The organism is Pseudomonas sp. PvP027, assembly GCF_017833005.1.
In the GTDB taxonomy this organism is placed as follows: Bacteria; Pseudomonadota; Gammaproteobacteria; order Pseudomonadales; family Pseudomonadaceae; genus Aquipseudomonas; species Aquipseudomonas congelans.
In genome coordinates this window covers 3,663,471-3,689,265 of record NZ_JAFIBK010000001.1, presented here as the reverse complement: position 1 = coordinate 3,689,265, position 25,795 = coordinate 3,663,471, and the positions used below count along the sequence as shown (strand labels likewise).

Below are 25,795 nucleotides of genomic sequence, written 5' to 3'. Positions count from 1 at the left end.
ACTCTATTTCATCGCTGACAGGACACGCTTTAATGGACTATCCGTTGCAGAACATCAGCGTCACGCCAGGTGATCGCACCTTAACTACTCGCAGCCCGCAGGAGTAACGGCGATGTTCGAGGCAGCGCGGTTACTGGATGATATCGAACACACCGGGGCAATGGCGGGCTTTGTGCTCGGAGCGATTGTGGGCATCGCGGCAGTGGCGTATGTCTCGCTCACCGTCGCCACGTGCGGGTTCGGCGGTTTTTTACTGGCCATGGCAGTCGGCCTGGCCGGTAATGCTATCGCCAGTATCGGGGAGAGTATCGGCAGCGCCTTTAGCTCTCCCGCGGGGCAGATCGAATCTGCCTCGCCCAACGTGTTCATCAATGGCCGCCCCGCGGCCTTTGCCATCGAAAGCACCGCCGTGTGTGACAAGCACTCGCCGATCGTCAAGGTGGCCGAAGGCTCCAGCAACGTCTTCATCAACGGTCAGCCCGCCGCGCGCAAAGGTGACAAGCTGACCTGCGGGGCGAAGATCGGCACCGGCTCGCCCAACGTTTTCATCGACGGCGGTACCCAACGCTACCTGCCGGTGGATGACGAAGTGTCGGCGACGGCCCGCTACACCGTGGACATTCTGTTGGTCGTGGCCGGCGGCGCCAAGGCCGTGCTCAGCATTGCCAAGCTGGGCATGCAGGCCGGTCTGAAAGCGGCGGGCCCTTGCGCGCTGCAGTTCATGGGCGGTGTCTTTCTCGGGGACGCCATTTTTCGCTTCGGCGTCGCCCCCGTGGCCGAAAAAGTGCTGGGCGGCCTGCACGGCAACCCGGTCGACACCACCACCGGACGCAAGCTGCTGATCGACGAGTCCGATTTCAGCCTGCCCGGCCTGATGCCGATCGAGTGGACACGCTTCTACGCCAGCGACCTTGATGTCGACAGCGCGCTGGGCAAGGGCTGGGTATTGCCCTGGGAACAAAGCCTGCGGCGCAAGGGCAGCTTTCTGTACCTCAGCGACAATCAGGGCCGCAGCGTGCCGTTCGTGACACTGGACTACAACCAGCGCATCTACAACGCACAGGAACAGCTGTATCTGGTGCGTACCGAAGGTGGTCATTACCTGCTGCAAACACTGGATAACGTCTTTTACTACTTTGGTGAAGTGCCTGACGACAACCAGCCTGTTCCCCTGCAACGCGTCGAAAACGCCCTCGGTCATTTTCTGCATTTCGTGCGCAGCGAAGACGGCGTTCTGACCGACATCTGCTCCACCGGCGGGCATCGTGTGCACCTGCACTACGACGAGGTGACCAACCGCCTGAGCACCGTCAAGCGGATCGTCGGCGACCAGGCCGTCGAGACGCTGGTGCGCTATGGCTACGACAACAATGGCCAGCTGAACAGTGTGTACAACCGCAATGGCGACTCGGTGCGCAACTTCAGCTACACCGATGGCCTGATGACCCGCCACGCCAATGCGCTGGGGCTCAGTTGCGAATACCGCTGGGAAGTTCTCGACGGCAAGCCGCGCGTGGTCGAGCACTGGACCAGCGACGGCGAGCACTTTCATTTCGATTATGATTTCGAGGCGCGCCAGACGCGCGTAACCGATGTGTTGGGGCGTCGTGCCGAGGTGACCTACAACAAGGACCGTCGCGTCATCGCCAGCACTGATTTCGGCGGTGAGCAGTACCGTATCGCGCTGGACAACACCGGCAATATCACCGGCCTGACGCTGCCCGATGGTAACCAGTTGGGCTTCGAGTACGACGATCTGTCACGCCTGACCGCAGAAACCGACCCGCTGGGCCGAACCACGCGTTATCAGCATCACTACAAGACCACACTGGTCAAACAGATCACCTACCCCGACGGCAGCATCTGGAAGGCCCGCTACGATTCGAAAGGCAATCTGGTTGCCGAGATCGATGCGCTGGGTCAAAAGACCGAATACCTCAACAGCGAAGATGGCCTGCCGCACACCATCATCGATGCGACCTATAAATCCAAATACCTGTGGTGGAACAACCTGGCGCAGGTCGAACGCTTTCAGGACTGCTCGGGCAAGAGCACCTGGTACCGTTACGACGAGCGCGATCAACTGGTCGCCGTCACTGATGCCCTGAACAACACCACCACACTGGAACGCAAACCCGGCGGCGAAGTGCTGAGCATCAACCATCCGGACGGCACCCGCGAGAGCTTCACCTACAACCCCCACGGCCAGGTTCTGACGCACACCAACGGCAAGGACCAGACCACGCATCTGGCACGCAACGCCCGTGGCCTGCCGATCAGACGCCAGGACCCCAAGGGTTTGATCGTGGGCTACCAGTACGACAAAGCCCTGCGCCTTGCCGCGCTGACTAATGAAAACGACGCCACCTACACCTTCGCCTACGACGACTCCGACCGGCTGATCGAAGAAAAGCGCATCGACCAACTGACCCGCCGTTTCAGCTACAACCTCGGCGGACACCTGACTCAGGTGGAGGAAATCGGCTACAGCGAAAAAGGTGAGCGACCACAACGCAGCACGCATTTCGAGCGCGACCCGATTGGCCGCTTGCTGGCCAGACTCAACGACGACGCCCGTCAGGATTTCACCTACGACGACAGCGACCGCCTGCTGTCCATTCAGCGCACACCCACCGACGGCGGCAGAAAACTCGGTGTCACGGCTGAAAAACTGGAATTCGCCTACGACATTCTGGGCCGCCTGACGCAGGAGACTTCGCCACAGGGCGCACTGACCTACGACTACGATCCACTCAGCAATCTGACCACGCTGACCCTTCCCACCGGCCAGCACCTGAACCATTTGTATTACGGCAGCGGTCACCTGCATCAACTGAACCTCGATGGCCAGTTGATCAGCGACATGGAGCGCGACGACCTGCACCGTGAGATCTATCGCACCCAGGGCAAACTCACCAGTTGTTTCGGCTATGACGCACTGGGGCGCAAGACCTGGCAGTACGCAACCACCCTGCCCGCTGAAAAACTGTCACAGATCCAGAACCCGCTCATAAAGCCAGAACGCTACGTCGAGCACGCCTACAACCCGGTCCACCGCCGCTACGAATACGACCCGGCCGGCGAACTAAGCCGCACCCTCGACAAACTGCGCGGCGAGGTCACCTACGAGTACGAAGCCAACGGCCGCCTGCTTGAACACAACCCCGAAAAACGCTTCGACGGTGAAGAATTCCGCTACGACGCTGCCGGCAACCGCCTCAACTTCAACACCAGCCGCTTCGACCGCGTCAAAGACAACCGCCTCAAGCAATGGAGCAACCACGAATACAAATACGACGCGTGGGGCAACCTGGTCGAGAAAATCGTCGGCATCGTGCGTTGGCAGACCTTCACCTACGACTGCGAAAACCGCCTGGTCAAAACCGAGACCATGGCCAACAGTCAGGTGGAAAGCACCAGCAGCTATCAATACGACAGCCTGGGCAGACGTGTTGGCAAACAGTGGGAGATCAAGGGGCAGACCGACCAGAAACGCTTTCTCTGGCAGGGATTGCGGATGTTGCGTGAAGAAAGTCCTGAGCAGAGCAGCCTATACCTCTACGAACCCGGCAGCTATGCGCCGCTCGCCCGTGTTGATGAGAAAGAGGGCGAGGCAGAGAACAAGGTCTACTACTTCCACACCGACCAGATTGGTACGCCACTGGAGATGACCGACGCCGAGGGGCAGATCGTCTGGCAGGCCAAATATCGGCCGTGGGGGGCGATTGAGAAGCTGGTGGTGAACGAGGTCGAGCAGAACCTGAGGTTTCAAGGCCAGTATTTCGATGTCGAGACGGGGCTTCACTACAACACGTTTCGGTATTACGATCCGGAGATTGGGCGGTTTATTACGCAGGATCCGATTGGGTTGAGTGGTGGGGATAACCTGTATCAATATGCGCCGAATCCTAATGGGTGGGTTGATCCGTTCGGTCTTTCATGTACTTCTGATGCGAGACTATTAAGAGCAAATCTCGGTAGCAGCCCGTTGGGCGGTGGAAAGTTTGATGCTCATCATATTGTGCTATCCAACTCAAAAGACCCAATGATGAAAGCATTACGTGAAAAGATGGAAGGCTTTAAAATAAAAATCAATGACAAACCTAATGGGATTTGGCTTCCTAACAACAAGTCAGACAGAATTCCTGGCACAAATACAACGCCACACAAAGGCGCCGGAGTCCATGGAAACGCCTACAGACAATATATATTTGAAATCTTATCCGGCGCGCAGACCAGAGAAGAATTCCTGAATTCTCTAAGCATGATTAAAAAATCGTTAGCTGACGGAATAGAGTTTCCAAAAGCGAGGTAGCCCCCAATGAGCCATGATGACTTAATAGCATTTAAAAATTTGACTTTGGAGCACTTGGAAAATAATGACTTCCAAAAAGCTTTTTCATTTAATACTAATCTAGATTATAAGGTTTCTTGGTCTAAGGGGCCTGCATGCTCTATTATACCTTTAGACTTAGAAATGTCAGGTGTGAAGCCTGCCGAACTTTTAGCTCACGAACCAAAAAACAAAAAGAATGTTCATAAAAATTATTTCTTAGACAACACTTTAACTAGAGTCGAATCCTTCGATAGGATGGGGCTACTCAGTGAAATAGAGTCAACAAAGACAGACAGTGGAATAAGATACTCTATTAGAAAAAATAATTTCGGAGAAGTTAATTGGTTGAAGGCTGTCGAGTTTGAAAAAGGGCTGCCTATTAGGGCATGCAGGATAGACTCGGATTCGGAATTTTGGAGTTATCGTTACAAGTGGGAAAATATGAAAATTGTGGAGATCACAACTTTTTCAAGCAACAGCATACCTGGCATTAGGTTATTTGTTGACTACTCTGGCGACGCGGTCAATAGTATCTTTTTTGATAACAAAGGCAGCAAGATAGTTATCTATAATAAAAACGACTGATTTTATAATTGAATATTTCTCGTATCTCTATAAGAACCTATCGACAAGGTAGATTTTTACTGAAATGAGAGAGGCAACTGCCTTAAAGACAACCGCCTCAAAAAGTGAGCAACCACGAATACAAATACGACGCGTGGGGCAACCTGGTCGAGAAAATCGTCTGCATCGTGCGTTGGCAAACCTTCACCTACGACAGCGAAAACCGCCTGGTCAAAACCGAGACAATGGCCAACAGTCAGGTGGAAAGCACCAGCAGCTACCAGTACGACAGCCTGAACAGGCGCGTTGGCAAACAGTGGGAGATCAAGGGGCAGACCGACCAGAAACGCTTTCTCCGGCAGGGATTGCGGATGTTGCGTGAAGAAAGTCCTGGGCAGAGCAGCCTGTACCTCTACGAGCCCGGCAGCTATGCGCCGCTCGCCCGTGTTGATGAGAAAGAGGGCGAGGTAGAGAACAAGGTCTACTACTTCCATACCGACCAGATTGGTACACCACTGGAGATGACCGACGCCGAAGGGCAGATCGTCTGGCAGGCCAAATATCGACCTTGGGGGGCGGTTGAGAAGCTGGTGGTGAACGAGGTCGAGCAGAACCTGAGGTTTCAGGGGCAGTATTTCGATGTGGAGACGGGGCTTCACTACAACACGTTTCGGTATTACGATCCGGAGATTGGGCGGTTTATCACGCAGGATCCGATTGGGTTGAGTGGTGGGGATAACCTGTATCAATATGCGCCTAATCCTAATGGGTGGGTTGATCCTTGGGGTCTGTGCAAGAGTGCTGCAAGTGGTGAAAAAGGACGACTCAAAGCCAAGCGTGATCTTGAGCGCAATAATTACGAGGTACTTGCAGAAGAACTGACAATGAAAGTTAACGGTAGCAGAATACGTGCGGACTTCGTGGCCAAAGATAAAAATGGTGTAATTCACGTATTTGAAGTAAAACACAGATCAGGCGGGCTCACAAAAAACCAAAAAGCAGCAGGCATATACAACATGTCCACACCTGCCAATACCACTATTCACTTAGGCGGGGGGGGTGATCAAGCAATCAAGAGGAATTGCAGGGACTTTTAAAGTTGACACTAAAGGGCAGCGCGGCATTGAACTGGGCGGCAAAGGAGCAACTCACAATGCGATCTTTAGCATATTAAAATATAGGTAATTTTATGAGCTTGGAAAATAGAAAAATATTTGAAAACGAAGTATTAAAAGAGCTTAAAGCCATCACACCCTCCAAGTTAATCGGCACAGACAGAATAAAAATTCTAGCATCTAAAAACAAAATAAAGTTTAAGTTTGAAAAAGCATATGTTGCCGAGCTTTATTTGGAACACCTTACCAACGCCAATGGCTACTATCTCGGCTGGCACGTTTTCGGCGGGCCTATTTTCGAATGCACCGCAAATTTTATCGCCCCCTATAAAAGCAACTTACTGAACAAAGCGTGCAGCTCTTACACCACATTAAAAATAGAAGACAAAAAACTCACACTGGTGAGCGGTGGCGTATTAAAAACACCGACTCCTGAAGATGCCGTCGCTATAAGCAAGCATATCAGACAAATTATCGAAGAAGATTACATACCAAAAATCGCAGGTTGCATAATTGCAAGCGAACGCACAATTCAAGACATAAATGACGCCCCAAATATTTATGCATACCCTGCTATTTTTATACATTGCGCTATTATGCAAAATCCAAAAATCCTCAAAAAAGATTTATTTAAGAAAATACTCTCTAACAAGAACATAATTAAAGACAATAATTTTGATTTAGAGCTATTAGAAAGCTATCTTGATAGCCAGCTAACTGATTAACATTACACCATAGGTTAATTGGGGCGGCTGGCCAAGAACATTGCGCCCAAGGCGCGCTGACCTACGACTAAGACTCACCTAGCCACCTGAACACGCGGGCGCTCTCCACCGAGAGATCTATTGGGAAAAGAGATCACTTAACTTTTGAAACGCACCTATGAATTATTTAGAAACTATTGAATCCGAAATAAATGCAAGTGGAGAAGAGTTGACATTTGCAGGAAGTGCAAGTGATAGCTTAATTCTAGAATTCGAGAAAGAAATGGGGTTAAAGTTTCCCTACTCATACACGCTATTCCTTAAAAAATTTGGCGCATTATCATTCGCTGGGGACACATATTATGGAGCAACCAAAAGCGGATTAGCAGCCACTTCGATTCCCAGCGTATTTTTTGCAACAATGAAAGCACGCTCACAAGGCGATGCGGATTCAAAAATGGTTGTTATTCAGTCTTCCGGATACGGTCCAATATATTCTATTGACACTTCGATCAATAGCGGACCCAATGAGAACCCAATAATAGAAACAGAACTATCATTCAAAAGAGAACCCAACAAAAAAATAATATTTGAAAACTATGAACTATTCTTACTATCTACGATTAGAAAAGCAATCGAAGAGCTATGATACCAGCCTGGATTAATACTTTAGATCCGTGCGCAGCTCGAATATCACTTGAGGGTCTGCAGGGCGGCAGCTAGAGTGCGCCGGACTCAAGAGAAAGATTTAACTACGTCGAAAAACTTTTCCCTATCACCTTAACTGACATAAGACTATAACCATGAACATCGATGCGGAGCTTAAGAAAATAAAAGAAAGCCATTTTTTCTCTAACATGGGCGTTTCATTCTCTAGCGAAAAACGCATTATCTGCATAGAGAACGTACGAAAGGTATTTGTTGAGCCTTTGAACCTAGAATTTAAAGGATGCTATGCGGAGGTTGAGTGGCTCCCAACATCGCCAACTCAAGACGACCCATTTTATAAACTACCTAAACCATCCACAAAACTAACCGAGCTTAGAGTAAAAGTAAATAAATCTGTTATGGCCGCCACGAAAAATTTGGGCAAAGATCCTTTTTTGTGTGGACCACATGATTTTAGTGTTGCTGCCAGAAATGGAGTTTGCTTCGCTTTTCGACAGTATATATCTGAGTGCTACTATGGTCATGGCGTTCAGTGGAAGGAAATCGTAGATATTTACTACAAGGGCCACTGGCCTGTCGGCTTTACAAAAGACAAACTAGTGGTAATTTAGAAACCAAAGCCAACCAACATAAAATTTTAAAAACCTTAGAAAGACAATATTCTTTTATACCTCAAAGCTCTTTAAAAACCAAGCTAGCAGATGGGGCTGCTAACATCGCGTTAGCCTCCTTTCTGTTTCATTGATGCAACCCACAAATCCAAATACCTGTGGTAGAACAATCTGGGCCGTCTCACACAGGAATCGTCGCACCAGGGCGCGCTGACCTACGACTACGCTCCACTCAGCAACCTGACCACACTGATCCTTCCCACCGGTCAGCACCTGAACCACCTGTATTACGGCAGCGGCCACCTGCATCAACTGAATCTCGATGGCCAACTGATCAGCGACATGGAGCGCGATGACCTGCACCGCGAGATCTATCGCACGCAGGGCAAACTCACCAGTTGCTTCGGCTATGACGCACTGGGGCGCAAGACCTGGCAGTACGCAACCACCCTGCCCGCGGAAAAACTGTCACAGATCCAGAACCCGCTCATAAAGCCAGAGCGCTACGTCGAGCACGCCTACAACCCGCTCCACCGCCGCTACGAATACGACCCGGCCGGCGAACTGAGCCGCACCCTCGACAAACAGCGCGGCGAGGTCACCTACGAGTACGAAGCCAACGGCCGCCTGCTTGAACACAACCCCGAAAAACGCTTCGACGGTGAAGAATTCCGCTATGACGCCGCTGGCAACCGGCTGAACTTCAACACCAGCCGCTTCGACCGCGTCAAAGACAACCGACTCAAAAAATGGAGCAACCACGAATACAAGTACGACGCGTGGGGCAACCTGGTCGAGAAAATCGTCGGCATCGTGCGTTGGCAGACCTTCACCTACGACTGCGAAAACCGCCTGGTCAAAACCGAGACCATGGCCAACAGTCAGGTGGAAAGCACCAGCAGCTATCAATACGACAGCCTGGGCAGGCGCGTCGCCAAACAGTGGGAGATCAAGGGTAAGACCGACCAGAAACGCTTTCTCTGGCAGGGATTGCGGATGTTGCGTGAAGAAAGTCCTGGGCAGAGCAGCCTGTACCTCTACGAACCCGGCAGCTATGCGCCACTCGCCCGTGTTGATCAGCGCGAAGGTGAGGTGGAGAACAGGATTTATTACTTCCACACCGACCAGATCGGTACGCCGCTGGAGATGACCGACGCCGAAGGGCAGATCGTCTGGCAGGCCAAATATCGGCCGTGGGGTGCGATTGAGAAGCTGGTGGTGAACGAGGTCGAGCAGAGCCTGAGGTTTCAGGGGCAGTACATGGAAATATTGGTTAGATAAGAGTAGCCCATTCGGTATGTTTTCTAACGCATGTAAATGTGCACCCAAGCTTTGAAAAAATTGGCCGCAGGAGCTTTTTGCGGCTAGGCTTAGAGAGCAAGTAGATTACTACTTAAAGCAAATCAATCGTGAATTAAGGCATTCAATCCAAATGAACGCTAAAGACATCATAGAAAAAGTCGACTTCAAATCGTACGTTTCTTCGAATCTATGCGACCCCATCACACGCGAATTATTTAGCAAGTCAAAGATATCTGACATTTCCTTTCTGCTACCTCCAGAAGTATCTGCCTATGATGATCAAAACAAAAACACGCTAAAATCCATTATAGAATTCAGAGCCAACAACCTGGCAGCTCAAGGGCGACAGCTTAATGGCGCAGAACTATGCGCAGCATCGCTTGAAGGTTCAAAGGATGAGGCGTTGCGAAGCTGGGTCCCCTTGGAAGTAGAAAATCATCTCGTAATTTTTATAATAAACTCTGAGAGCTTCGAAATTGATGGCTGCATGTCATTAATATAATGAACCCGACCTCGACACAACCAGTCCTTATAACAGAACCTGAAAATCAGAATACCTACAACAACCAAAAAATCAAACTTTTCAAACGTGCGCATTATCATGTGCAAAAACATTAGCCAAGGATGGACGACGTAATTCCGCAACACATGCCCTTCCTATATGGCGTATAAGACCGGAACTATCAGAATAAAGCGCCCCAAAGGACGCTTCACTTAATCATCCCCCTCAAAGCACACTCAACGGATACTCCACAATCACCCTCACCTCATCCAGATCCGATTCGAACGCCGTGGCCCGGGTCGTCGCCTGGCGCACGCGCAGCGACAGGTCTTTGAGTGATCCGGTCTGCACAATGTATTTCGCTTCGATATCGCGCTCCCAGCGTTTTTGATCGGTCAGCGGGTTGCCTTCTGCGTCGCGGCGCATGTAGGTGCTGTTGGCGTTGGAGTAGTCGGCGTCGGTGCCTTTGCCGTAGCGGGTCATGAACGACAGGCCGCGCACGCCGAAGGTGGACATGTCGAGGTTGTAGGTGACCATCCAGGAGCGCTCCTTGGGTGAGTTGAAGTCGCTGTACTGGATGGAGTTGGCCAGGTAGATGGAGTCGGACTGCCTGAGGTAGTCGAAATCGTCATCACCTTCGTTGCGCTGGTGCGAAAGCGACAGGGTATGTGCGCCGTATTGCAGGGCGACTTTTGCGCTCCAGATGTCGTTGTCGAATTCGCCGAGCAGCTTTTTGCCTTCGTCGGTGGCGTTGTAGTAGTTCAGGCTGCCGGTCAGTGCGAGTTGATCGGAAAGTGGCAGTACGTATACCGCCGAGGCGTATTTCTGATCCCAGACATCTTTGAGCCGGCTGGTGTAGAGGCCAAGGCTCAGCGCATCGGTGGCCTGATAGTCACCGCCGAAGTAGGCAACCCATGGAGCGTCGACTGCGCCGCCGTAGAAGGTGGCGAAACCGTCGCGCAGGTTGCTGGAGACGGGCTGGCTCATGGAGTGCAGGCGACCGCCTTGCAGGGTCAGGCCGCTGATGCTGTTGTTGACGGCGGTAACGCCGCGGAAGCTCTCCGGCAGCAGGCGGGAGTCGCCGAAGGCAACCACCGGCGTGGACGGGAAGACATCGCCGACGTTCACGACGGTGTCGAAAGCCCTGGCCTTCAGCGAGCCGCCAACTTTGGTGTACTCGTCCCGGGCGTTGCCTTGCTCATCGACCGGCAGTACATCAAAAGCGCTGCGCCCACCGTTTCTGCCATCCCCCGTGTCGAGCTTGATGCCGATCATGGCAAATGCATCGACGCCGACGCCGAATGTGCCTTGAGTGAAACCTGACTGGAATCGCCCGATGATGCCCTGCGCCCATGCTTCGGAATAGCCATTGCCGGTCGGGCTGGACTCGCCATTGCGGTGGTCGCGGTTCATGTAGAAGTTACGATTGAGCACCGTCAGCGTGCTGCCTTCGATGAAGCCTTCTTTCTGTTCTTCGGCGAATGTCGCAACAGGCGTCATACCTGCGAAGGTCGAACACAGGGCCAGTGAAAGGGTTCTGAGTTGGGTCATGTGTGCTCCGATTGATCGGCAGATGGATGTAAGCGTCGATCTGGCTTTTTTATAATTTCGAGAGCTGCCAGTGGGGCACAATCTTGAAGTGGCGAAGATAACAACGGGGTGACGGCGGGATTACAAATATGAAAGGAAGTGTACTGCAGCGTCGTCTTTGCTCAATACAAATAAACACGCTTTGACCGATGCAATCAGACATTCAGGATAGAACGCAGAGCGTCCAGAACTGCATTCCCTGGTTCGAGCGCACTACTTCTGGCGGCTGTACCGGCCTCTTCGCGAACACGTTCGCTCCTACGCCCTTCGGGCAGATGCATGAAAAACGCTTATCGCCGACGTTTCTGCCAGGAATAAAAAAAGCGCCCCGAAGGACGCTTAAAGATTCGCCCCGACCAAAGGAGCAGGGAGCTGCTACAAAGGGCGAATAGGGGTGCAGCGGGTCGGGCAGCAAAGGCATCAGCCTTCGGACTTGGTCGACCGTTCAGCCTCGGCTTTCTCGTCGGCATTGACGTACCGCTCGGCTTTGCTGCTGTTCTGTTCCTTGAAACGCATCTCTTGCGCCTGGCGCATCTTGTCGGCAGCAGGGCTTGCGTACTCGTTACCGTCGTCGGCAAAGGCTGCAGTGGCGGACAAGGCAGCTACGGCGAAGACCATCGATTTGACCAGTTTCATCATCTTTACCTTTATCGGTTGAATGTCGGACCTGCGCAGCGCTTGGCGCTCGTCAGGGATGAAACAAGCTTACGGAGGGGGAGCTAACAGGAAGGTGAGCGAACAATGACAATACTGTTAGGAAGCTGACATCTTCGAGATGACTGATTTGTAATGTTTCAGCAACCTTCCGGTTAGTGCGCACTGGTTAGGGTTAAGCCACATTCAAACGGAGACAAAAGAAAATGCGCACAGCCAAATCGTTGTTACTCGCTCTGGTCATCCTTTCGCCAGTCAGTGCTTTCGCCTACACCTCTGATGAGGTCAAGGCCACTACAGTGATCAAGGAACACCAGGCCAGCGTGCAGAAGTATGCCGCCATCCATAACAAGCCGATGCCGGAGATCAAGGAGTACACCTACGGAATGAAGCTGGACGTTGCCAAGCTGGTCCGCAAGTCCCCGGATCTGCAAACCTGTAGCGTGATGCCCAAACTGATGACTTACGAAGACTCCAAGGGCAAGCTGAACACGGTTCAGTACCAGGTCCTCGGCGGGTGCAGAAACAGCCAATGATTCTGAACCTGCCAGGAAGGCCACTCAGCGTTACACCCCCGTCAGCCCGAACCGTCATTCGGGCTGACTTTTTTGCGTCTGCAATCCCCTTCCCCTCCCGTCTCGAATCCAGCTTCGCTGGGTGATTCCGGCATTTTTTGCAACATCACTGCATGTGCGTGGTCAACGCAAACCCCACTGTGGCGTGTCGAGATGTGTCTGGACGTAGATCCGGTCCATCAAACACAGGCTCGGTTACGGTGATCGAGACACTGCACTTACGGATTCTGGAATGACGGATGCTTGAACTTGCTGCTGGTTTTATCTGCCTCACTGCGCTGCTGACCTACGTGAACTACCGTTTCATCGGTCTGCCCCCCACCATTGGTGTGATGGTCACCGCGCTGATGTTCTCGTTGCTGCTGCAGGGCCTGAGCTTTCTGGGCTATCCCGGTCTGGAAGATCGCGTTCAACAATTGATCGGCCAGATCGACTTCGGCGACCTGTTGATGAACTGGATGCTGTCCTTCCTGCTGTTCGCCGGGGCGCTGCACGTCAACCTTGGCGATTTGAGGAGTTACCGCTGGCCCATCGGCCTGCTGGCGACTTTCGGGGTGCTGATTGCCACCACCGTGATCGGTGCACTGGCCTACTGGATCTTTGCCCTGTTCGGCTGGCACGTCAGCCCGTTGTACTGCCTGCTGTTCGGTGCGCTGATCTCGCCCACCGACCCGATTGCGGTACTCGGTGTGTTGCGTACGGCCAACGCCTCTAAACCGCTGAAGACCACGATCGTCGGCGAAAGCCTGTTCAACGACGGCACCGCGGTGGTGGTGTTCACCGTGCTGCTGGGTATCGCGCAGTTGGGCGAGACGCCGACGGTTGGCGAAACCGCTCTGCTGTTCGTCCACGAAGCAGTGGGCGGTGTGCTGTTCGGCGGCCTGATCGGTTACGCCGTGTACCTGATGATCAAGAGCATCGAGCAGTATCAGATCGAGGTCATGCTCACACTCGCGCTGGTGATCGGCGGCTCGGCGATGGCGTCTGAACTGCATGTGTCCGGTCCTATCGCGATGGTCGTGGCCGGGCTGATCATCGGTAACCTGGGACGCAATCTGGCAATGAACGACATGACCCGTCGCTACATGGACGGTTTCTGGGAGCTGCTGGATGACATGCTCAACGCGCTGCTGTTCGCGCTGATCGGCATGGAGCTGTTGCTGTTGCCGTTCTCGTGGCAGCACCTGATTGCGGCCAGCCTGCTGGCAGCGGCGATTCTGCTGTCGCGCTTTGTCACCGTGGCCCCAGCCATTCTGTTGCTGCGTCGCTGGCGCAAGGTGCCGCACGGCACGATCCGCATCCTCACCTGGGGTGGTCTGCGCGGCGGTGTCTCGGTTGCGCTGGCGCTGGCCCTACCGACCGGGCCGGAACGCGATCTGCTGCTGAGCATCACCTACATCGTGGTGCTGCTGTCGATCCTTCTGCAGGGCCTGACCATTGGCAAGCTGGTAAATGCCGTTACCCGTGCCCCGCAGGCGAAAGAGCCGGCAGAGCATTGATCAGACAGACGCAGCGGCGCGCCGGTATTCACTGGGCGTCTGCTGCATCTCCACGCGGAAGTGCCGGTTGAAGTTGGACAGGTTGGCATAGCCGACTTCAAAGCAGATGTCGGACACCGACATCTCGCTGTGCAGCAGCAACCGGCAAGCCCGCTGGACGCGCAGCTTGCGCATCAGATCGATAAAACAATGGCCTGTGGTGCGCTTGAAGAAGCGTGAAAAGCCCGGATCGCTCATGTCCAGCCGCTGCGCGATGACGGACAGGCGAATATCGCTGGTCAATTCGGTCAGCAGATAATCGAACGCCTTGTTGATTCGTTCGGAGCTGCGCGCATCCAAGGTCGGTGCATACCAGGTGCTGGCCAGCAGGCGAAACTCCTGCGCAGGCGCTTTCATCAGCGTGTTGACCAGTTGCAGGAACAGAATCAGCCGCTCCAGCCCCTGAGCCGGGCCAATCTCTTCAAGCAGGCGCGCAGCCTGCACCGCTGTCGCACCGGTGAACTCCAGGCCGCGTCGCGCCTGCTCGAACAGACGCTGCAAGTCGCCCATCTCCGGCAGCGTGCCACGCAAGGCGAGCAGCGCTGCACCATCGAACTGCAGCACCACGTCGCGCCCGGGCAAATGCTCACCGGGGGCCAGATCGCCGATCCAGTCATGCGGCAGATCCGGACCGATCAGAGCCACATGCCCTGCCGCGAACTCGCCGATGTAATCACCGGCCACCAGCTTGCCGCTGCCCTGGCGGATCAGGTGAATTTCGAATTCCGGATGATGGTTCCAGCGCGCCAGCGCATAGGGATAGTCATGCTCGTACCAGCGAAAGCAGTGATCGGGCTGCGGGAGAATAACCTCAAGCTCGGCAGGGCGCTGCTCGAGCAAGGCGGCTCGGCTGTCAGGCACGGGAGGCCCCTTTTTATCGTTATGAATGCACTGTGGACGCTTGAACATACGCCCTCGCGCCCAACCAGCGCTAGCTCACGTTCAAACCGGCACTGATACTTTTTTGCTTTCGGACCGCCGGAGCGCACTCGGTTAAAAAAGTATCAGTCGATGATCCGCGCTGCGTTTGTTCGGCCCCTTCAGGGCTGCTGTAATCGAGCCGTCCACCAGGGTGACTCAACCGTGGCCAACAACAAAAACAATGACTCCCGCCAGATCAGGCGCGGGGTGGAGAGCACTACGATGAACATTCGGAAAACGCTTTTCCTGTGCGCAGGCGTGTCCGCCGCCCTGCTCAACCTGACGGCTCAGGCCGCCGAAACCGTGACCATTGCCACGGTGAACAACGGCGACATGATCCGCATGCAGCGCCTGTCGAAAACCTTTGAGCAGCAGCATCCCGACATCAAGCTCAACTGGGTGGTGCTCGAAGAAAACGTCCTGCGTCAGCGCCTGACCACCGACATCGCCACGCAGGGTGGCCAGTTCGACGTGTTGACCATCGGCACCTACGAGACCCCGCTATGGGGCGCCAAACAGTGGCTGGAGCCAATCACCGATCTTGCGCCGGACTACGATCTGGAGGATATCTTTCCCTCGGTGCGCCAAGGCTTGTCAGTCAAGGACACGCTCTATGCCCTGCCCTTTTACGGCGAAAGCACCATCACTTATTACCGTACCGACTTGTTCAAGCAGGCAGGCTTGAGCATGCCCGAACACCCGACCTGGACGCAGCTGGGCGAATTCGCTGCAAAGCTGCATCAGCCCGACAAGGGCGTTTACGGCATGTGCCTGCGCGGCAAGGCCGGTTGGGGTGAGAACATCGCCCTGCTCAGCACCATGGCCAACGCATTCGGCGCGCGCTGGTTCGATGAGCAATGGAAACCGCAGTTGACCAGCCCGGAATGGAGCAAGGCCGCGAATTTCTACGTCAACACCCTGAAAAACTATGGCCCGCCGGGCGTGTCGAGCAACGGTTTCAACGAAACCCTCGCGCTGTTCAACAGCGGCAAATGCGCGTTGTGGGTGGATGCCAGCGTGGCCGGCTCGTTCACCACCGACAAGGAGCAGAGCAAGGTCGTCGACAGCGTCGGCTTCGCACCTGCGCCGGTTGAAGTGACCGACAAGGGCTCGTCATGGCTTTACGCCTGGTCGCTGGCGATACCGACCACGTCGAAACACAAGGATGCGGCCAAGGCGTTCATCACCTGGGCGACGTCCAAGGCGTATATCCAGCTTGTCGCCGAGACAGACGGCATCAGCAACGTGCCGCCTGGCACCCGCACCTCCACCTACAGCGAGGCTTATCTGAAAGCTGCGCCGTTCGCCAAAGTCACGCTGCAGATGATGCAACACGCCGACCCGGCGCACCCGTCGGCCCAGCCCGTGCCCTACGTGGGTATCCAGTACGTGACCATCCCCGAGTTTCAGGCCATCGGCACCTCAGTCGGCAAGCTGTTCTCTGCCGCCGTGACCGGGCAAACCACCACTGAACAGGCGCTCACAGCCGCGCAGGCGGTGACCGAGCGCGAGATGAAACGTGCCGGCTACCCGAAGTAGAGCGCCAGCCCTCAACTGTATTGAACGGATGATGAACTCATGAAAAGACTTGAAGGTAAAAGCGCGCTGATCACCGGATCGGCGCGAGGCATCGGGCGGGCGTTTGCGCAGGCGTACATTAACGAAGGCGCGCGCGTGGCGATTGCCGATATCGATCTGCAACGCGCACAGGCGACAGCGACCGAATTGGGACCCCACGCTTATGCGGTGCGGATGGACGTCACGGATCAGTCGTCCATCGATCAGGCCATCGCCGCAGTGGTCGCCCAGGTCGGCAAGCTGGATATCCTGATCAACAATGCCGCACTGTTCGACTTGGCACCGATCGTCGACATCACCCGCGACAGCTACGAGCGGCTGTTTTCGATCAATGTCGGCGGCACGCTGTTCACCTTGCAGGCCGCGGCGAAGCAAATGATTGCTCAGGGACACGGCGGCAAGATCATCAACATGGCCAGCCAGGCGGGTCGCCGTGGCGAAGCGCTGGTGGCTGTGTATTGCGCGACCAAGGCTGCAGTGATCAGCCTGACCCAATCGGCCGGGCTGGACCTCATTCGGCATGGCATCAATGTCAACGCCATCGCGCCGGGTGTGGTCGATGGCGAACACTGGGACGGCGTCGATGCATTGTTCGCCCGCCACGAAAACCGGCCATTGGGCGAGAAGAAAAGGCTGGTGGGCGAACAAGTGCCTTTCGGGCGCATGGGCACGGCGGACGATTTGACCGGCATGGCCATTTTCCTGGCTTCAGCGGACAGCGAGTACGTGGTCGCCCAGACCTATAACGTCGACGGTGGCAACTGGATGAGTTGAAGTGCGACAGAGGTAAGATGAGCCGAACCGCGCAAAAAAGCCTGCAACCGCTTCCATTGCCGAAGCGATTGGCTAAGATGCGCGGACCGTCTGCTGCCTGAGGCGGCTCATTGATGTACAGGAGTACGAATGTCCACTGAAGAGGAGATCGCCATTTCCGGCGGTACACCTATGATCCCTGATCAGCGCCGGGAGCTGATGCTGCGTCAGTTGCGCAAGCATCAGGTGCTCAGCGTGCATCAGTTGATGGAGATGTTCGATTGCTCGCACATGACCATCCGCCGCGACATCGCCCAGCTGGAACAGGAAGGTCGCGCCTACTCGGTCACCGGGGGCGTGCGTATCGCCAGCCAGGTCCACAGCGAACCCAGCCACCAGTCCAAGGCGGTGGTGGAGTTGCCGCACAAGCAGGGCATGGCTCGGCTAGCAGCGGGTTTGCTGCACCCGGACATGACGATCTATCTGGACGCAGGCACCAGCACACTCGAAATCGTCCCGCACATCATCGCGCTGTCGGGCATGACCGTGGTCACCAATGATTTCGGCGTGGTCAACGCGCTGGCCGATGCTGCGCATGTGGATGTGATTCACACCGGCGGGCTGCTCGATCATCCGAACCGCTCCAGCGTCGGCGGCCTGGCAGCGGCAACCTTGCGCCAGCTGGCGACTGATGTGGCCTTCATGTCCACCAGCTCGTGGGACCTGCAACGTGGCACCACCACACCGTCAGCGCTGAAGGTCGAGGTCAAGCAGGCCGCCATGCAGTCGGCCTCGCAAACCGTGCTGATCGCTACCAGCTCCAAATATGGCACCTTCGGTATGTACAAGGTTGCCGGGCTCGAGCAATTCGACACCATCATCACCGACGCAGCTCTGGCCGAAGCGGCTGCCGACGGGATCCGCAAGCAACGTATCGAGTTGCTGTTGGCGCCAGTGGGCGGCGGCCGTTCAAAGTAGCTTGCCGCCGAGCGAGCTGTGCCATAGGCCACAAACGGCGGGCATAAAAAAACCCGGTCTCGCGACCGGGTTTTTTGTGTCTAGCCGACTAACTGATTACTCAGTTGCCCGACTTCTTGGCAGCACGAGTACGCTCGCTTTCGCCAAGGATTTTCTTACGCAGGCGGATCGACTTTGGAGTCACTTCGCAGAGTTCGTCTTCTTGTACGAATTCCAGCGCTTGTTCCAGAGTGAAACGGATAGGCGGAACCAGAGCGATGGTTTCGTCCTTACCGGAAGCACGCATGTTGTCGAGCTTCTTGCCTTTGGTTGGGTTTACACCCAGGTCGTTGTCGCGGCTGTTGATGCCGACGATCTGACCTTCGTACACGTCTTCGCCATGACCCAGGAACAGCTTGCCACGGGCTTGCAGTGTTTCCAGGGAGTAGGTCAGCGCCTTGCCGGTAGCAACCGAAACCAGAACGCCGTTCTGACGGCCGGACATGTCGCCGGACTTCATCACGTCGTAACGGTCGAAGATGCTGGTCAGGATGCCTGCGCCGGAAGTCAGGGTCAGGAACTCGTTACGGAAACCGATCAGGCCACGTGCCGGGATGTTGTACTCAAGGCGCACACGGCCCTTGCCATCCGGAACCATGTTGGTCAGGTCGCCTTTACGGTTACCCATTTGCTCCATGATCGCGCCCTGCGCTTCTTCAGGCAGGTCGATGGTGACGTTTTCGTACGGTTCGTGCTTGACGCCGTCAACCATGCGGATGATCACTTCAGGACGACCAACACCCATTTCGAAGCCTTCGCGACGCATGGTTTCGATCAGTACCGAGAGGTGCAGCTCACCACGGCCGGAGACCTTGAACTTGTCGGCGGTGTCGCCTTCTTCAACGCGCAGGGCAACGTTGTACAGCAGTTCCTTGTCCAGACGTTCCTTGATGTTACGGCTGGTGACGAACTTGCCTTCCTTACCGCAGAACGGCGAATCGTTAACCTGGAAGGTCATCGAAACGGTAGGTTCGTCAACGGTCAGCGGCTTCATCGCTTCGACATTCAGTGGGTCGCACAGGGTGTCGGAGATGAACAGCTGGTCGAAGCCGCTGATGCAGACGATGTCGCCGGCAGCTGCTTCTTCAACGTCGATACGGTGCAGACCGTGGTGACCCATCAGCTTCAGGATACGGCCGTTACGCTTCTTGCCGTTGACGTCGATGGCAACAACCGGAGTGTTCGGCTTGACGCGACCACGAGCGATACGGCCAACACCGATGACGCCCAGGAAGCTGTTGTAGTCCAGTGCGGAAATCTGCATCTGGAACGGACCGTCACGGTCAACCTTTGGCGCAGGGACGTGATCGACAATCGCCTGGTACAGCGGGGTCATGTCTTCAGCCATGGCGGTGTGTTCCAGACCGGCAATGCCGTTCAGGGCCGAGGCGTAGACGACTTTGAAGTCCAGCTGTTCTTCGGTGGCACCCAGGTTGTCGAACAGGTCGAAGATCTGGTCCAGAACCCAGTCCGGACGTGCGCCTGGACGGTCAACCTTGTTGATGACCACGATTGGACGCAGGCCGGCTTCGAAAGCCTTCTTGGTCACGAAACGGGTTTGCGGCATAGGGCCGTCCTGGGCATCGACCAGCAGCAGAACGGAGTCAACCATCGACATCACGCGCTCTACTTCACCACCGAAGTCGGCGTGGCCCGGGGTGTCCACGATGTTGATGTGGTAGCCATTCCAGTTGATCGCGGTGTTCTTCGCGAGAATGGTAATACCGCGCTCTTTTTCCTGGTCGTTGGAGTCCATCACGCGCTCATCGTTGAGCTCGCCGCGCTCCAGAGTGCCGGATTGACGCAGGAGTTTGTCTACCAGGGTGGTCTTACCATGGTCAACGTGAGCAATGATGGCGATGTTACGTAGATTTTCGATCACTTGTGTATCTCGATCAGAGGATTCGGTCTGCTGACTGGTTAAGGACAGCGATTACTATTTTGAGTCGGCAAAAGCCGTTACGGCATGACGACGGGTGTCGGGGGGCCGGTGACGCAAGCCACAGGCAAACAGCCCCGGGCACTTAGCTCGGTCGATATACGCGCACATTGGCATGTCCCTCACTGAGCAAATGGTGGGCATGCAGGCGACTCATGACGCCTTTGTCGCAATACAGCAGGTACTGGCGCGTGTCATCCAGTGCCTTGAAACGGCTGTTCAATGCGTAGAACGGCAACGTCTGTATCTCCACGCCAGGGACTTGCAGCGGCTGGTCTTCCTGGGCATCCGGGTGACGGATGTCGAGAATCACCTGACCGGCCAGCGCCTGGCTGACTTCTTCTATATCGACATTGCGGCTCAGATCGTCGATGACCCGATCGATCGAAACCAGCTTCGCGCGTTCGAGCGCCTGCTCGAGAATCGCCATGTCGAACTGTTTTTCTTCGTACTCAACGCGATTCCGCTTGGCGTTGGTCTTGGGGTTGACCGAAATCACCCCGCAATACTCAGGCATGTGCCGGGCAAAATCAGCGGTGCCGATTTCAGTCGCCAGGTCCACGATGTCCTGCTTGTGGGTGGCAACCAGTGGCCGCAGGACCAGCTTGTCGGTTGCCGCGTCAATCAGCGACAGGTTGGGCAGCGTCTGGCTGGCAACCTGGGAAATCGCTTCGCCGGTGACCAGCACATCGATTTCAAGACGATCAGCCACGGCGGATGCAGCGCGTAACATCATACGCTTCAAAACTACACCCATATGACTGTTATCGACTTTCTGCAGAATTTCTCCGAGAACTTCCTCGAACGGTACGCTGACAAACAGCACGCGCTGTGAACTTCCGTACTTCTTCCAGATGAAGTGCGCGACTTCCATCACGCCCAGTTCATGGGCCCGTCCGCCCAGATTGAAGAAGCAGAAGTGCGCCATCAGGCCGCGGCGCATGATCTGGTAGGCCGCAACGGTCGAATCGAACCCGCCGGACATCAATACCAGGGTCTGCTCCAGCGCGCCCAGCGGGTAACCGCCCATGCCCTGATGCTGATCGTGAACGACAAACAACCGTTGGTCGCGAATTTCCATACGAACGACCAGATCGGGCTTTTTCAGCTCGATTCCGGCCGCGCCGCACTGCATGCGCAACTTGCTGCCGACGTATTTCTCGACGTCCATGGAGCTGAAGTCGTGTCGGCCGGCGCGCTTGCAGCGCACTGAAAACATCTTGCCTGGCAACAGGTCGGCGTAGTGCAGTTTGCACTTGGCAACCACGTCGTCCAGATCGCCCAGCGGGTACTCGGCGACCTGCAGAAAATTGGCAATGCCCGGCATGCAGCTCAGCCGCTCGCGGATGCCCTGCAGCACTTTGGGGTCGGTAAGGCGGGTTTCGACCTCAAGGTTGTCCCATACGCCACCCACGACAATGTCCGCGTCCAGTTCACGGAGCACGGTACGAATGTTCTTGCCCAGTTGCCGGATGAACTTCTTGCGCACCGGCGGGCTTTTGATGGTGATTTCTGGGAAAACTTTAACGATTAGTTTCATGGAAACGGAGCGTGAGGTGCCGACCAAAAAAGGGGGGCGCGGATTATAGCGGAAATTGCTCAAGGTTTAACCAGTTATCGTACACGCAATCATCGGCGCACCAAAAAGAGTCGGCGCACCAAATTGCAGCGCCATAAAGGTGCGTGTTTTTCACGTGTGGTGCGTTTTCACCCCCTGAAAACCTGCGTTTGAGGCAAAAAACCCAACACGGGGCACTGGCATGCAAATTGCTCCCTTGTGAGGCAGGTTGCCTTGGCAGAGTATTTGCGCCGGCATCACCCAAATCCAAGGGACCACAACTCTATCAAGTCGGTCTCTAGCCACCCGGAGGACACCATGTCGAAGTCGGTTCAACTCATCAAAGATCATGACGTTAAATGGATTGATCTGCGCTTCACAGACACCAAGGGCAAGCAGCAGCACGTCACCATGCCTGCGCGCGATGCACTGGAAGACGATTTCTTCGAAGTCGGCAAAATGTTCGACGGTTCCTCCATCGCTGGCTGGAAAGGCATCGAAGCGTCCGACATGATTCTCCTGCCGGATGACGAAACCGCTCTGCTCGACCCGTTCACCGAAGAGCCGACCCTGGTTCTGGTGTGCGACGTCATCGAACCTTCGACCATGCAAGGCTACGACCGCGACCCGCGCGCCATTGCCCACCGTGCCGAGGAATACCTGAAGTCGACCGGTATCGGCGACACCGTATTCGTAGGTCCGGAGCCAGAGTTCTTCATCTTCGACGAAGTGAAGTTCAAGTCCGACATCTCCGGTTCCATGTTCAAGATCTTCTCCGAACAGGCTTCCTGGATGACCGACGGCGACGTTGATGGCGGCAACAAGGGCCACCGTCCGGGCGTCAAAGGCGGCTACTTCCCTCTGCCACCAGTCGACCACGACCACGAAATCCGTACCGCAATGTGCAACGCCCTGGAAGAAATGGGCCAGGTCGTGGAAGTTCACCACCACGAGGTGGCGACTGCCGGCCAGAACGAAATCGGCGTGAAATTCAACACGCTGGTCAAGAAGGCTGACGAAGTTCAGACCCTCAAGTACTGCGTACACAACGTTGCCGACGCTTACGGCCGTACCGCTACTTTCATGCCCAAGCCACTGTACGGTGACAACGGCTCGGGTATGCACGTACACATGTCCATCTCCAAGGATGGCAAGAACACCTTCGCAGGCGAAGGCTATGCCGGTCTGTCCGATACCGCCCTGTACTTCATCGGCGGCATCATCAAGCACGGCAAGGCCCTGAACGGCTTCACCAACCCGTCGACCAACTCCTACAAGCGTCTGGTCCCAGGTTTCGAAGCACCGGTGATGCTGGCCTACTCGGCGCGTAACCGCTCCGCGTCGATCCGTATTCCGTACGTCAACAGCCCGCGCGGCCGTCGTATCGAAGCACGCTTCCCGGATCCAGCGGCCAACCCGTACCTGGCATTCGCTGCCCTGCTGATGGCTGGCCTGGACGGAATCCAGAACAAGATCCACCCTGGCGACGCAGCTGACAAAAACCTGTATGACCTGCCGCCTGAAGAGGCCAAAGAGATCCCACAAGTTTGCGGCAGCCTGAAAGAAGCCCTGGAAGAACTGGACAAGGGCCGCGCGTTCCTGACCAAGGGCGGCGTCTTCAGCGACGACTTCATCGATGCCTACATCGAGCTGAAAAGCGAAGAAGAAATCAAGGTTCGCACCTTCGTACACCCACTGGAATACGAGCTGTACTACAGCTGCTGATCCAGCTGCGCCAGCGTTGATGGCGTAACAGGAGACCTCCTTCGGGAGGTCTTTTTTTTGCCCGGATTTTACCGCGTGAACTTTTGTTCACCCCGCAACACTGGCTCTGTCCGGTCGCCTGGAGTTAAATCTGCATCTCCCAACCGAACCGAGATGGAACTGCCATGCGCCTTATTCTGGCCACTTCCCTGCTGACAATGACGTTCATGTCTTCCTGTTTCGCTTTCACTGCCGAGCAAAAGCCTTCTGCACTTGAACCCCTGCTGCAAGCGATCAGCGAGCGCCTGACCATCGCCGATCAGGTTGCCCTGAGCAAGTGGGACAGCGGCAAGGCCGTCGAGGACCCGCCGCGCGAGCTGCAAGTGATCAGCGCAGCCCAGGCCCGTGCTGCCGAGTTCAAGCTCAACCCAGATGACGTTCAACGCCTGTTCCTCGCCCAGATCGAAGCCAATAAACAGGTGCAGAACGCCCTGCTCGCCCAATGGCACGCAGCAGGCAAGGCGCCCGACACGGTCAGGCTCAGCCTGGTCGATGACATCCGCCCGAAGCTGGATCGCCTGCAAACCCAATTGCTTCAGGCATACGCGGACTTCCAGCCACTGCGCAAGGCGGAAACCTGCCGGATGCAACTGGATGCGGCGCTGAAGCGTTATCAGACCGACCCGATTCACGATCAGGCGCTGATACTGGCCACTGCCGACCTTTGCCCTGCGAAACTCTGACACATCAGGCGGATAGCGCAGCATAGGGCGATGTGTTCTATGCTGACGGCCAATCTTGCCCCTGCTGTCGAGAGTCTCATGCGTCAAAGTCTGATTTGCCTGCTGCTGTTGATCAGCCTGCCTGCGCTGGCGCAGATCTATAAGTACACCGATGCGAACGGGAACACCGCGTTCAGCAACCAGCCGCCCAACGGGGCCAAGACCGAAGTGGTCGAGTTGCCGCCACTCAACAGCATCGAAACGCAGACGCCTTCCAGGCCAGCCCTCAACCGCGAGCCGCAACAAACGGCCCCCGTCGCACCACCCTCGCAGCCGCAGACGGCCTATGACGTGCTGGCAATCACCGACTTGCCCGCTGACGAAGCGTTACGCGCCAACAATGGCACGTTCATCATCGGTGTGAAGATCCAGCCACGCCTGCAACCCAATCACAGCCTGCAACTGCTGCTGGACGGCAACCTGTACGGACAGCCCTCCAACCTGCCACGCTTTCAGGTGGTCAACATAGATCGCGGCGAGCACAGTTTCGCGGTAGTCGTGAAAGACGGCGAGCGGATCATTCAGCAGAGTGAAACCATCACCCTGACCGTTCAGCGCGTACACCTCGGCAAGCCATGAGCAGACACACGATGCGCCGCCTGCTGACCTGCCTGTTGCTGCTCTCGACGCTGCCCGCAGTGGCCGACGTCTACACCTATATCGACGCGCAGGGTAATCGGGTGTTTACCGACCAGCCGCGCAAGAACGCCACCCGCGTCGACATTGCGCCCAGCAACAACATGACCGGCACACCACCGACCCGGACCTTGAAGACCCACCCTGCCAAACCAGCAGTACAACCGATGTTTCATTACCAGTTGCTGAGAATCCTGGTGCCGGAACCGGACGCTACCCTGGTCAATCCCAGTGGCGACCTGATCGTTACCGTCACCAGCGAACCGTTATTACAGGCGGGGCACAGCTACCGGCTGCTGCTGGACGGTGTTGCCGTCGGCCAGGCCGGCCGCAGCCCGGTGTTCCCGCTGAGCAACGTGGATCGCGGCACGCATCAACTGTCGGTAGAGATTTTCGACGAGCTCGGCCGTGTTCTGGAAAAAACACCGAACCAGCCGCTGCACGTGCAGCGTATTTCCCTGGCGCAAAAGCGCGCGACTCATCCGTGCAAGGATGATGACTATGGCGTGCGTCCGGAGTGTCCGCTCAAGGACAAGCCTGAGCCAAAAAGCAGCATCCTGCCCTTCTTCTGATCTCGCCAAAGCGCCAGCACCTTTTTGGTGCACTCAATCTCTGCCTGCGCAACAATACAGCCCAATCTGGTTCAGGAAGCCTGGCCGGGTAGCGCCGTATGCGGGCACTCTTTACAAAAACGTCCCGATTTTGCAGATAAAGCGCTTCTTTTCGGAGCCTTGGTTTGTTTTTTGC

The 25,795-nt window shown here is 55.6% G+C and carries 19 protein-coding genes and 2 pseudogenes; 16 read left to right on the top strand and 5 right to left on the bottom strand.

Annotation, left to right across the window (positions count from 1 at the left end; translation table 11 throughout):
* The first annotated feature begins 112 nt into the window (after positions 1-112).
* The 7 genes and pseudogenes from JOE33_RS15720 to JOE33_RS15690 all read left to right on the top strand — a co-directional run.
* Entirely contained in the window at positions 113-4,315 is a 4,203-nt protein-coding gene (locus JOE33_RS15720; protein ID WP_187625305.1) for an RHS repeat-associated core domain-containing protein, read from the top strand.
* 6 nt (positions 4,316-4,321) lie between these two features.
* A complete protein-coding gene (locus JOE33_RS15715) occupies positions 4,322-4,921 on the top strand; it encodes a hypothetical protein (protein ID WP_003397094.1) in 600 nt (199 codons plus the stop codon).
* A 98-nt stretch (positions 4,922-5,019) separates the two neighbouring features.
* Positions 5,020-5,691 (top strand): annotated as a pseudogene (locus tag JOE33_RS26060) (RHS repeat-associated core domain-containing protein); the annotation flags it as partial.
* 398 nt (positions 5,692-6,089) lie between these two features.
* Complete coding sequence (locus tag JOE33_RS15705) at positions 6,090-6,740, top strand: hypothetical protein (protein ID WP_187625304.1); 651 nt, start codon at positions 6,090-6,092, stop codon at positions 6,738-6,740.
* A gap of 157 nt (positions 6,741-6,897) precedes the next feature.
* Positions 6,898-7,368, top strand: a complete 471-nt coding sequence (locus JOE33_RS15700; RefSeq protein ID WP_074909755.1) for an SMI1/KNR4 family protein — start codon at positions 6,898-6,900, stop codon at positions 7,366-7,368.
* 154 nt (positions 7,369-7,522) lie between these two features.
* Positions 7,523-7,999, top strand: coding sequence for a hypothetical protein (locus JOE33_RS15695; RefSeq protein ID WP_096125767.1), 477 nt, complete (start codon positions 7,523-7,525; stop codon positions 7,997-7,999).
* 144 nt (positions 8,000-8,143) lie between these two features.
* Positions 8,144-9,268: pseudogene (locus JOE33_RS15690) on the top strand (RHS domain-containing protein); the annotation flags it as partial.
* Positions 9,269-10,028: 760 nt separating this feature from the next.
* On the opposite strand, the gene JOE33_RS15685 reads toward JOE33_RS15690, so the two are convergent.
* On the bottom strand, positions 10,029-11,354 hold the full coding sequence (locus JOE33_RS15685; protein ID WP_187625303.1) for an OprD family porin: 1,326 nt from the start codon (positions 11,352-11,354) through the stop codon (positions 10,029-10,031).
* Positions 11,355-11,813: 459 nt separating this feature from the next.
* Positions 11,814-12,032, bottom strand: a complete 219-nt coding sequence (locus tag JOE33_RS15680; protein ID WP_187625302.1) for a hypothetical protein — start codon at positions 12,030-12,032, stop codon at positions 11,814-11,816.
* Positions 12,033-12,253: 221 nt separating this feature from the next.
* On the opposite strand from JOE33_RS15680, the gene JOE33_RS15675 reads away from it, so the two are divergent.
* Both JOE33_RS15675 and JOE33_RS15670 read left to right on the top strand, forming a co-directional pair.
* Entirely contained in the window at positions 12,254-12,583 is a 330-nt protein-coding gene (locus JOE33_RS15675; protein ID WP_010438490.1) for a DUF2790 domain-containing protein, read from the top strand.
* A gap of 278 nt (positions 12,584-12,861) precedes the next feature.
* Positions 12,862-14,121: a sodium:proton antiporter gene (locus tag JOE33_RS15670; RefSeq protein ID WP_003343805.1), complete on the top strand. Its 1,260-nt coding sequence runs from the start codon at positions 12,862-12,864 to the stop codon at positions 14,119-14,121.
* Here the strand turns inward: JOE33_RS15670 and JOE33_RS15665 are convergent, their stop codons facing one another.
* Positions 14,122-15,021: an AraC family transcriptional regulator gene (locus JOE33_RS15665; protein ID WP_187625301.1), complete on the bottom strand. Its 900-nt coding sequence runs from the start codon at positions 15,019-15,021 to the stop codon at positions 14,122-14,124.
* A 282-nt stretch (positions 15,022-15,303) separates the two neighbouring features.
* On the opposite strand from JOE33_RS15665, the gene JOE33_RS15660 reads away from it, so the two are divergent.
* The 3 genes from JOE33_RS15660 to JOE33_RS15650 all read left to right on the top strand — a co-directional run bounded on the left by JOE33_RS15660 (position 15,304) and on the right by JOE33_RS15650 (position 18,390).
* Positions 15,304-16,620: a sugar ABC transporter substrate-binding protein gene (locus JOE33_RS15660; RefSeq protein WP_187625300.1), complete on the top strand. Its 1,317-nt coding sequence runs from the start codon at positions 15,304-15,306 to the stop codon at positions 16,618-16,620.
* Between the two features lie 39 nt (positions 16,621-16,659).
* Entirely contained in the window at positions 16,660-17,433 is a 774-nt protein-coding gene (locus tag JOE33_RS15655; protein ID WP_096124665.1) for an L-iditol 2-dehydrogenase, read from the top strand.
* A gap of 129 nt (positions 17,434-17,562) precedes the next feature.
* On the top strand, positions 17,563-18,390 hold the full coding sequence (locus tag JOE33_RS15650) for a DeoR/GlpR family DNA-binding transcription regulator (protein ID WP_010438475.1): 828 nt from the start codon (positions 17,563-17,565) through the stop codon (positions 18,388-18,390).
* A 100-nt stretch (positions 18,391-18,490) separates the two neighbouring features.
* Here JOE33_RS15650 and typA read toward each other — a convergent pair whose 3' ends face one another.
* Complete coding sequence (gene typA / locus JOE33_RS15645) at positions 18,491-20,311, bottom strand: translational GTPase TypA (RefSeq protein WP_003405222.1); 1,821 nt, start codon at positions 20,309-20,311, stop codon at positions 18,491-18,493.
* Between the two features lie 142 nt (positions 20,312-20,453).
* A complete protein-coding gene (thiI, locus tag JOE33_RS15640; protein ID WP_003426934.1) occupies positions 20,454-21,908 on the bottom strand; it encodes a tRNA uracil 4-sulfurtransferase ThiI in 1,455 nt (484 codons plus the stop codon).
* Between the two features lie 336 nt (positions 21,909-22,244).
* On the opposite strand from thiI, the gene glnA reads away from it, so the two are divergent.
* From glnA to JOE33_RS15620, 4 genes are all read left to right on the top strand, one after another.
* Positions 22,245-23,651, top strand: a complete 1,407-nt coding sequence (gene glnA / locus JOE33_RS15635) for a glutamate--ammonia ligase (protein WP_032614280.1) — start codon at positions 22,245-22,247, stop codon at positions 23,649-23,651.
* A 164-nt stretch (positions 23,652-23,815) separates the two neighbouring features.
* Complete coding sequence (locus tag JOE33_RS15630) at positions 23,816-24,373, top strand: chorismate mutase (protein WP_187625299.1); 558 nt, start codon at positions 23,816-23,818, stop codon at positions 24,371-24,373.
* A 78-nt stretch (positions 24,374-24,451) separates the two neighbouring features.
* Entirely contained in the window at positions 24,452-24,991 is a 540-nt protein-coding gene (locus tag JOE33_RS15625) for a DUF4124 domain-containing protein (RefSeq protein ID WP_280922018.1), read from the top strand.
* Positions 24,992-25,002: 11 nt separating this feature from the next.
* Entirely contained in the window at positions 25,003-25,620 is a 618-nt protein-coding gene (locus JOE33_RS15620) for a DUF4124 domain-containing protein (RefSeq protein ID WP_187625297.1), read from the top strand.
* Positions 25,621-25,795 lie beyond the last annotated feature (175 nt).

Bases quoted from the DNA above. Each gene is read 5' to 3' on its own strand.
- JOE33_RS15720 (WP_187625305.1), top strand. From the start codon at position 113: ATGTTCGAGGCAGCGCGGTTACTGGATGATATCGAACACACCGGGGCA.
- JOE33_RS15715 (WP_003397094.1), top strand. From the start codon at position 4,322: ATGAGCCATGATGACTTAATAGCATTTAAAAATTTGACTTTGGAGCAC.
- JOE33_RS15705 (WP_187625304.1), top strand. From the start codon at position 6,090: ATGAGCTTGGAAAATAGAAAAATATTTGAAAACGAAGTATTAAAAGAG.
- JOE33_RS15700 (WP_074909755.1), top strand. From the start codon at position 6,898: ATGAATTATTTAGAAACTATTGAATCCGAAATAAATGCAAGTGGAGAA.
- JOE33_RS15695 (WP_096125767.1), top strand. From the start codon at position 7,523: ATGAACATCGATGCGGAGCTTAAGAAAATAAAAGAAAGCCATTTTTTC.
- JOE33_RS15685 (WP_187625303.1), bottom strand. From the start codon at position 11,354: ATGACCCAACTCAGAACCCTTTCACTGGCCCTGTGTTCGACCTTCGCA.
- JOE33_RS15680 (WP_187625302.1), bottom strand. From the start codon at position 12,032: ATGATGAAACTGGTCAAATCGATGGTCTTCGCCGTAGCTGCCTTGTCC.
- JOE33_RS15675 (WP_010438490.1), top strand. From the start codon at position 12,254: ATGCGCACAGCCAAATCGTTGTTACTCGCTCTGGTCATCCTTTCGCCA.
- JOE33_RS15670 (WP_003343805.1), top strand. From the start codon at position 12,862: ATGCTTGAACTTGCTGCTGGTTTTATCTGCCTCACTGCGCTGCTGACC.
- JOE33_RS15660 (WP_187625300.1), top strand. From the start codon at position 15,304: ATGAACATTCGGAAAACGCTTTTCCTGTGCGCAGGCGTGTCCGCCGCC.
- JOE33_RS15655 (WP_096124665.1), top strand. From the start codon at position 16,660: ATGAAAAGACTTGAAGGTAAAAGCGCGCTGATCACCGGATCGGCGCGA.
- JOE33_RS15650 (WP_010438475.1), top strand. From the start codon at position 17,563: ATGTCCACTGAAGAGGAGATCGCCATTTCCGGCGGTACACCTATGATC.
- thiI (WP_003426934.1), bottom strand. From the start codon at position 21,908: ATGAAACTAATCGTTAAAGTTTTCCCAGAAATCACCATCAAAAGCCCG.
- glnA (WP_032614280.1), top strand. From the start codon at position 22,245: ATGTCGAAGTCGGTTCAACTCATCAAAGATCATGACGTTAAATGGATT.
- JOE33_RS15630 (WP_187625299.1), top strand. From the start codon at position 23,816: ATGCGCCTTATTCTGGCCACTTCCCTGCTGACAATGACGTTCATGTCT.
- JOE33_RS15625 (WP_280922018.1), top strand. From the start codon at position 24,452: ATGCGTCAAAGTCTGATTTGCCTGCTGCTGTTGATCAGCCTGCCTGCG.
- JOE33_RS15620 (WP_187625297.1), top strand. From the start codon at position 25,003: ATGCGCCGCCTGCTGACCTGCCTGTTGCTGCTCTCGACGCTGCCCGCA.